The organism is Streptomyces sp., assembly GCF_036566765.1.
GTDB lineage: Bacteria > Actinomycetota > Actinomycetes > Streptomycetales > Streptomycetaceae > Streptomyces.
This window is the reverse complement of sequence record NZ_DATCVQ010000027.1, coordinates 1-6,244: the sequence shown is the minus strand read 5'-3', so window position 1 is coordinate 6,244 and position 6,244 is coordinate 1. Positions and strand designations below refer to the sequence as shown.

The following is a 6,244-nucleotide window of genomic DNA, read 5'->3' as shown; positions in this document are numbered from 1 at the left end:
CTGCTTGGGTCCGTCGACGTACTCCTCGACGAACTTGTCCTTGACGCCGCCGCCGAACTCCTCGGCGGTGTCCGCGACCGGGTCGACCACCTCGTCCTTGAACCAGTCGAGCCCCTTCTCCAGGGCGTTCCGGTCTTCCTTCTCCGGCTTCTTCGGCCCCGGCCGCGAATCGGGCTGCGGCTCGTCCTGTGGCGAGGTGTTCGTGGGGTCAGTCCGGCCGTCCGACTGCGAACTGCCGGCCTCGTCGCCGCCTGCATCGGCATCGCCGCAGGCCGCACCGATCACGCGGCAGACCGCAGCGCGGAAGGAGCTCCCGATCTCGGTGGTGAAACCGGCCGTCAGCAGACTGCCGATCACCGCCACGACCACAATCAGCATCCCGACGTACTCGGTCGACGACTGACCCCGGTCACGCCGCCACGTCATCATGTGCGGCAGCGAGAACTCCGGCCGCACGGCCCGGTCTTCACGTGCGAGAGCGAACCACTCCCGCACCTGCGGCCGGGTGACGAGCCAGGCGATGGCCGCCGGCAGCAAGAGCTGCGTGACACCCCGCCACGACCCGTCCGCCAGGAAACCCAGCGACCGCCAGAACCAGCACGCCTGAACTCCCAGAACCAGCCAGGGAATCCAGCCGCCCCGCTTCCACATGACCCGGCACAGCACCAACCCGAGCACAGCGGGCAGCGCCGCGAACACCAGCGCCCCCGCCAGGCGGGCCGACATCTCGCCCACCCCCAGCCAGACCGCCAGCACCCCCAGGAGCGACAAGCCCGCCTGCGCGAACAACCCCGCCCGCGCCCATACCAACCACCGCGGCATGCCCGTCCGCCCGCGGCCGCCGACCGACGCACCCGCGCCGCCCGGCGGCCACATGCCGCCCATCCCCGAAGCCCCACCCCTGTCAGACATGACCACGACACTAGCCAGGCAATTTGCTAACGCACATAGGCCCATGGGCCCAATCGCGGGCCTAGCGAGCGCTTGCGCGACCCAGGGGATTCGCACGTCGAAGGGTTGTTCGTGCGCTGATTCCAGCCGCCGCCCTCAACGCACTGAGGCACATGCATTGCAACCGCCAAGACCGCCAAGACCTTGGCACCCGCAGACATCGACGGAGTCTCAGCGGGGCAGCACCACCCACGACCGCTTCCCGCGGTGCGGAGGCTGTGCGTCGCCGAAGCCCCACTCCCCGCCCCAGTCGTCCACCACGGCCGCGAGCAGCCAAAGTGCACGCCTGCGGCGCGCGACGCAGACACTCTCGGCGTCCGGGTCCCGATGCCGCGGGTGCCGGTCCCACAGCACGATCCGAAGGGCGTCGGCGTCAGCGGCACCCCCCTCTCCCGCCCTCCGACGCAGGGACAGGTAAAGGTCCTCACCGGGGCTCAACCGGACTGCGATTCCGACCAGTTCGCTGACCGCGAGCTCGACGGGAACGATGAAGGACCGCAGGCCGTGCGCGTCCAGCACGGATCTCACGACCGCCCGCGCGAGACCCGCGCTGCGCGGTTCGCCGGGAACGGTGAGGCTGTACGACAGCCCAGCCCCGCCGCCGCCCGCGCGGGGCGGCGGCGGCTTGACCGGGCAGAGGACGGTACGGAATGCGGCACGAGTGATCGGCGACGCCATGACGGACTCCCTTGCGGTGACGGTCGGTTGGTACGCGTTCAGCTCTCTTCGTCGTCGCGTGGGCGCGCACGAGTGGCTCGACGGCGGGTGTGGTGACGGGCGGTGGCATGTCTCCCTGACGCGGCCACACCCCTCCCAGGGCAGGAGGCTGCGGGCAGGACCGCGTGATGCACTTCCGCGACGAAGTCACCCGACGTGAGCAGTGCGACACTCAATGTAGGGCAGCGGGGTAAATTGATCCCGTCGCTTCTGGAAAATGAACCCTTTCGTGGCTCCGCCGCGCATGCAGGCGGCAGACTGCACACGACCGCACGCGGAAGGAACGCCATGTCAGCGAGGACGTCGCCCACGGAACGCCAGAAGCGACTCGGGTTCGAGGTGCGCAAGTTGCGGACCGGGGCCGGCGTCTCGGCCGAGCTCGCAGCGGAGCTGCTCGGTGTCGACCGGGGGAAGATCTCCAACATCGAGTCCGGTTCGCGGGCGATTAACCCCGACCGAGTCCGCACACTGGCCTCCCACTGCGCGTGCACGGACGACAAGTTCGTGGACGCCCTGGCCGAGATGGCCCACCCCCGCCAGCGGGGCTGGTGGGAGCGCTATCGCGACACCTTGCCGCAGGGCCTCGCCGACATCGCCGAGCTGGAGGCCCATGCCGTACGGATGCGCGCCGCCTACGCCGTACACATCCCCGGCCTGCTCCAGACCTCCGACCACGCCCTGGCCGTCTTCCGCGTCGTGGTGCCACAACTACCCGAACACGAGGTCGCGTTGCGCTTGGCGCATCGCGTCGAACGGCAACAAGTCCTGGAACGACACAATCCCACGCCGTACACGGGCATTGTCCACGAGGCGGCGTTGCGCATGCAGTTCGGCGGTCGGAGCGTGGCCCGAGCCCAGTTGGACCACCTCCTGAAGAAGTCCGAGCAGAGCGAGATCACGCTGCGCGCGATCCCGTTCTCGGCCGGCGCGTTCCCCGGGGCCGGCCAAACAGTCCTGTGCGCCGAAGGGCCCGTCCCCCAGCTCGACACCGTCCAGATCGACAACTCACACGGGCCCGATTTCCTGTACTCGGACGCCCAGTTGGCGAAGTACCGTGCACACCTGGACTGGATGGAGCGGATCGCACTGACGCCGAGCGCCACCCGGGACTTCATCCGCGGCATTGCACGACAACTCTGAGGAGGGCCCTCATGCAGCGCATCAGGTGGGACGAACCATTCTGCGGCGAGGGCAACTCCTGCTTCCGCCTCGGCGTCGACGAGACCGGCAACGGCTACATCGCCGTCGCCGGCCAGGAGGACACCCCCCTCACCGACACCCGCGAGGCCCTCCGCAACCTCATCCTGGAGATCAAGGCCGGCAAGGCGGACCACCTGCTGTAGGACACCATGCGGAAAGCCGACGTCTCCATGCCGGCCAGGTTGATCGCTGCCGTGAAGGAGCGCGTGGGGACGAGCGGGTTCGAGGCGTACGTACGCGGTGGCGTCGAGCGACGGATGCAGCGCGAGGCGCTGGACGAGGTCATCCTGGCGAACACGCGGGAGCACGGAGCGGTGCCTCAGGCGATGCAGGACCGCGCCACTGGGGCGGATCCGTACGGCGCGGGCGCGCGCCGCGGCGGAGGACGGGGCGGCGCGGCCGGACGGGCGGCCGAGCCGTGAGGTTCTGCTGCTCGACACGTGCTGGCTTCACAAGACGTACGCGCAGACCCGGAACTCACCGCCTTCTTGTAGGCCGCGCTGGGCGAGGACCTGTTGGTCGCGGTGAGCGGCGCGACGGTCGTCGAGGCCGGTCCGGATCAGGATGAGGCCGCCCACTTCCGCTGGTACGTGTCACGGCTCGAAGTGCTGCCGGTAACGGAGTCCCTCACCTGGAGCTCCATCGACCTGCTCCGCAACGCGAACCTGCACGGGCACAAGTACCCCATCGACGCCATTGTCGCGGCGACCGCTCCCCTCAGTCACTCCGGGCCCCGGATCATCTTCACGTCGGATGTCGACGACATGACCAAGCTGTGCGGCAGCCGCGTGCACGTCGAAGGCGTTTGAAGGCCCTGCACGCAGACAACGCGACGGGGCCGCTGCCGGGATCAGTCCCGGCAGCGGCCCCGCGCGTCGTACGTGGTGTGGCTACGAGCCGCTTGCGGCGCGCTGGAAGGAGACCTCCACGCGGCGGTTCTTCTTCCGGCCCTCTTCCGTGCTGTTGTCGGCGATCGGGTACTGCTCGCCGTAGCCGCGGATCTCGTACGTGATCCCGGCGGAGGCGAGCTCCTTCGCCAGCACGGTGTGCACGGCCTCGGCGCGCTGCTTGGACAGCACGTCGCCGTGGGCCGAGGAGCCGAGGTTGTCGGTGAAGCCGAACACGCGGACCTTCTTCGCGTCCTGCTTCTTGATCTCGGCGGCGATGGCGGCGATGCGGGAGTTCGCGGCGGAGGACAGCTTGGCGCTGTCCTTGCCGAAGAGCACCTCCGCCTGGAGCGCGAACTTGATGGTCTCGTTCGTGTCCTCGCGACGCTCGTTGCCCTCGAGGTCCTCGACGACGGACTTGATGTCGAGCACCTTGGCGGGCGCGAGCGTGCCGCCCTCCGGGAGCTTGAGGTCGGGGTCGTTCGCGTCGATCTTCATCGGCGGCGCGGCGGACGCGGACGGGTAGGGGTTCTCGTCGGCCAGAGCATTCGGCGTGAGGAATCCGAAGGCGAGCGCTCCAGTGATGGCGACACCGGCCGCGCGCACGGCGGTTCGCCGGGTACGGGTCAGGGTCACGGTCATCAGGAGATCTCAATCGTGCCGGTGGCGAAGCCGGGGAACTGGATGCCGATCTCGGTGGTCGAGGTCGGCGGGGCCGGGAACTGCGCGAAGATCTCGACCGAGGTGTTGGCCTTGATCGGGTCCGCGTAGTCGGTCGTCGTCAGCGGGCGGTTGTCGGTGTCACGAAGCACGTAGTAGCGCTTCTTCTCCTTGGAGTCCACCAGCGTCATGGCGCCCAGCGAACGACCGTGCATGGCCACGTCCTGCTCCAGGCCCTGCCAGCCGATCGGGACCGTGAAGTCCTCGGTGCCGGTGTTCTTGAACTCGCCGGAGATCGTGAGGAAGCCGCCGCTGTCCCTCTTCGCCCCGTAGACGATGAGGTCGACGCCCTTCGGCCCCTTGAAGGTGCCGAGCACCTTGCTCTTGTCCGGATAGGTCTTGCCGTCGCCCCCCTTGGAGGGCTGGTCCTTTCCGGTCCCCGAGGACGAGGACGAACCGGTGTTCTCCTTCCCGGTCCCGTCATCGCCGCCGCAGGCCGTCAGCGAGAAGGCCAGGGCCGCCGCCAACAGGGCGGCTGCGCCGGCTCGACGCGTCGTCCTCACATGCCGAATGCTCATGAATGGTGTTCCTTTGCTTCCTCGCGGTCAGTCCTCGGCCAGACGGACGTTGAACAGGTCCGCCATGCCCGGAAGGAGGTCTAGATTGCCTGGGTCGATCTCCCAGTCCTTGCCGTCACACTCGAGACCACCAAGGGTGGGCAGCTTGTCGTTGCCCTTGCCCTTGTCGTCGTCGTCCCCGTCCTCGGGCTTGCCCGTCTCGGGGGGCTCGAAGGTGCAGCGGAACTCGACCACGGCCGTGGCCTTGGATTCCGCGTGCTCCCTCTCGGTCCCCTCGACGATGGACTTGCCCACCGGCTTCTTCGCCCTGACATCCACCGTGACGCCCCAACGGCCGTCCCACAGCTTGTTGCAGCGAAGCTGCTCGGCGTCGTTGGCACGGGCGAAGCGGGGCGAGCCCCAGCAGCCGTCCTTGCGCTCAGGCACGTTGCCGTTGGCGAACAGAGCCGCCAGCCACGCCACGTCACGGGCGATGATGTGTTCGCGGAGTGCGTCGTCGAGGTCGTCCCGGGATTCCTGGGCCGCAGCCAGCGCGGCGGCGTCGGCCGCCGTCTGCGTCTTGTTACGGCTGACATCCGCCTGACCGAACGCGAAGAACATCAACGCGAGAAAGAGCAGGCCGACCACCGCTGCGATGTACAGCGGTGCGGCCTGCCCTGCCTCGCGGTGGAAGCGTCGCATTACTTGATGACGCTGTTGATCTTCTCCTTGAACTTCTCGGAGATGGTCTTGCCCATGTCGGTGGAGAGCAGCGCCGCGAGGATCGCCACCACGAGGATCGTGATGCCGACGTACTCCATCGCGCCCTGACCCCGGTCGCGCTTCTTCTGCAGGGCGTCGACGCGGGTGTCCACCCAGGAGCCGACGTAGACCTTGGTGGTGGTGGCGGCCTTCAGCATGACGTCGTTCATGATGTTCCCCTCGGGATTCGGCCGACCGATGATCGGCCGACTCTGCGTAAGTCTTCGTGCCGTTCGCGCTTCCGGCTTCCTCCTGGCCGGTCTCGCTTTCGACATGAGAAACGTACGCCGGGGCAACACCCTCGGACATGGGCCCCAGGGCCCAACTCCGGTCCCAACGCAGGGATTGGGCCCTGTGCTCGTTCGCATAGGCCTGGAGGCCCAGGCCCAGAGACGTGGCGCGCTCAGACATGGCGGGACGCACCTCCTCGCGCAATGCCGTGCCAGATGGCGATGGCCTCGCCACGGCTGCCGGCGTTGAGCTTGGCGAAGATGCGGTTGATGTGGTTCT

The 6,244-nt window shown here is 68.3% G+C and carries 9 protein-coding genes and 2 pseudogenes; 4 read left to right on the top strand and 7 right to left on the bottom strand.

The genetic code is table 11. The features are described 5' to 3' along the window. Positions 1 to 885: pseudogene (locus VIU94_RS01360) on the bottom strand (hypothetical protein); the annotation flags it as partial. A 237-nt stretch (positions 886 to 1,122) separates the two neighbouring features. Next, entirely contained in the window at positions 1,123 to 1,629 is a 507-nt protein-coding gene (locus tag VIU94_RS01355; RefSeq protein WP_331906595.1) for an ATP-binding protein, read from the bottom strand. Between the two features lie 327 nt (positions 1,630 to 1,956). Here VIU94_RS01355 and VIU94_RS01350 point away from each other — a divergent pair, with 327 nt between their 5' ends. The 4 genes from VIU94_RS01350 (at position 1,957) to VIU94_RS01335 (ending at position 3,677) form a co-directional block, all read left to right on the top strand. After that, on the top strand, positions 1,957 to 2,808 hold the full coding sequence (locus VIU94_RS01350; protein ID WP_331906593.1) for a helix-turn-helix domain-containing protein: 852 nt from the start codon (positions 1,957 to 1,959) through the stop codon (positions 2,806 to 2,808). 11 nt (positions 2,809 to 2,819) lie between these two features. Next, the gene (locus VIU94_RS01345; protein ID WP_331906591.1) at positions 2,820 to 3,011 is read left to right on the top strand and encodes a hypothetical protein; all 192 of its coding nucleotides are present in this window, start codon (positions 2,820 to 2,822) and stop codon (positions 3,009 to 3,011) included. 6 nt (positions 3,012 to 3,017) lie between these two features. Continuing rightward, on the top strand, positions 3,018 to 3,290 hold the full coding sequence (locus tag VIU94_RS01340; RefSeq protein ID WP_331906589.1) for a hypothetical protein: 273 nt from the start codon (positions 3,018 to 3,020) through the stop codon (positions 3,288 to 3,290). A gap of 102 nt (positions 3,291 to 3,392) precedes the next feature. Further along, positions 3,393 to 3,677 carry a PIN domain-containing protein gene (locus tag VIU94_RS01335; RefSeq protein ID WP_331906587.1) on the top strand — a complete coding sequence of 95 codons (285 nt, stop codon included), beginning with the start codon at positions 3,393 to 3,395 and terminating at the stop codon, positions 3,675 to 3,677. Between the two features lie 81 nt (positions 3,678 to 3,758). On the opposite strand, the gene VIU94_RS01330 is transcribed toward VIU94_RS01335, so the two are convergent. The 5 genes and pseudogenes from VIU94_RS01330 to VIU94_RS01310 all read right to left on the bottom strand — a co-directional run. Continuing rightward, entirely contained in the window at positions 3,759 to 4,397 is a 639-nt protein-coding gene (locus tag VIU94_RS01330; protein WP_331906585.1) for an OmpA family protein, read from the bottom strand. After that, complete coding sequence (locus tag VIU94_RS01325) at positions 4,397 to 4,993, bottom strand: hypothetical protein (RefSeq protein ID WP_331906583.1); 597 nt, start codon at positions 4,991 to 4,993, stop codon at positions 4,397 to 4,399. Before VIU94_RS01325 ends, VIU94_RS01330 begins: the two co-directional genes overlap by 1 nt. A gap of 27 nt (positions 4,994 to 5,020) precedes the next feature. Next, a complete protein-coding gene (locus VIU94_RS01320) occupies positions 5,021 to 5,674 on the bottom strand; it encodes a pilus assembly protein TadG-related protein (RefSeq protein WP_331906581.1) in 654 nt (217 codons plus the stop codon). Next, positions 5,674 to 5,904 (bottom strand): hypothetical protein, encoded by a 231-nt coding sequence (locus VIU94_RS01315; RefSeq protein WP_331906579.1) that lies wholly within the window; start codon positions 5,902 to 5,904, stop codon positions 5,674 to 5,676. Before VIU94_RS01315 ends, VIU94_RS01320 begins: the two co-directional genes overlap by 1 nt. Before the next feature lie 233 nt (positions 5,905 to 6,137). After that, positions 6,138 to 6,244: pseudogene (locus VIU94_RS01310) on the bottom strand (response regulator transcription factor); the annotation flags it as partial.

Bases quoted from the DNA above. Each gene is read 5' to 3' on its own strand.
- VIU94_RS01355 (WP_331906595.1), bottom strand. From the start codon at position 1,629: ATGGCGTCGCCGATCACTCGTGCCGCATTCCGTACCGTCCTCTGCCCG.
- VIU94_RS01350 (WP_331906593.1), top strand. From the start codon at position 1,957: ATGTCAGCGAGGACGTCGCCCACGGAACGCCAGAAGCGACTCGGGTTC.
- VIU94_RS01345 (WP_331906591.1), top strand. From the start codon at position 2,820: ATGCAGCGCATCAGGTGGGACGAACCATTCTGCGGCGAGGGCAACTCC.
- VIU94_RS01340 (WP_331906589.1), top strand. From the start codon at position 3,018: ATGCGGAAAGCCGACGTCTCCATGCCGGCCAGGTTGATCGCTGCCGTG.
- VIU94_RS01330 (WP_331906585.1), bottom strand. From the start codon at position 4,397: ATGACCGTGACCCTGACCCGTACCCGGCGAACCGCCGTGCGCGCGGCC.
- VIU94_RS01325 (WP_331906583.1), bottom strand. From the start codon at position 4,993: ATGAGCATTCGGCATGTGAGGACGACGCGTCGAGCCGGCGCAGCCGCC.
- VIU94_RS01320 (WP_331906581.1), bottom strand. From the start codon at position 5,674: ATGCGACGCTTCCACCGCGAGGCAGGGCAGGCCGCACCGCTGTACATC.
- VIU94_RS01315 (WP_331906579.1), bottom strand. From the start codon at position 5,904: ATGAACGACGTCATGCTGAAGGCCGCCACCACCACCAAGGTCTACGTC.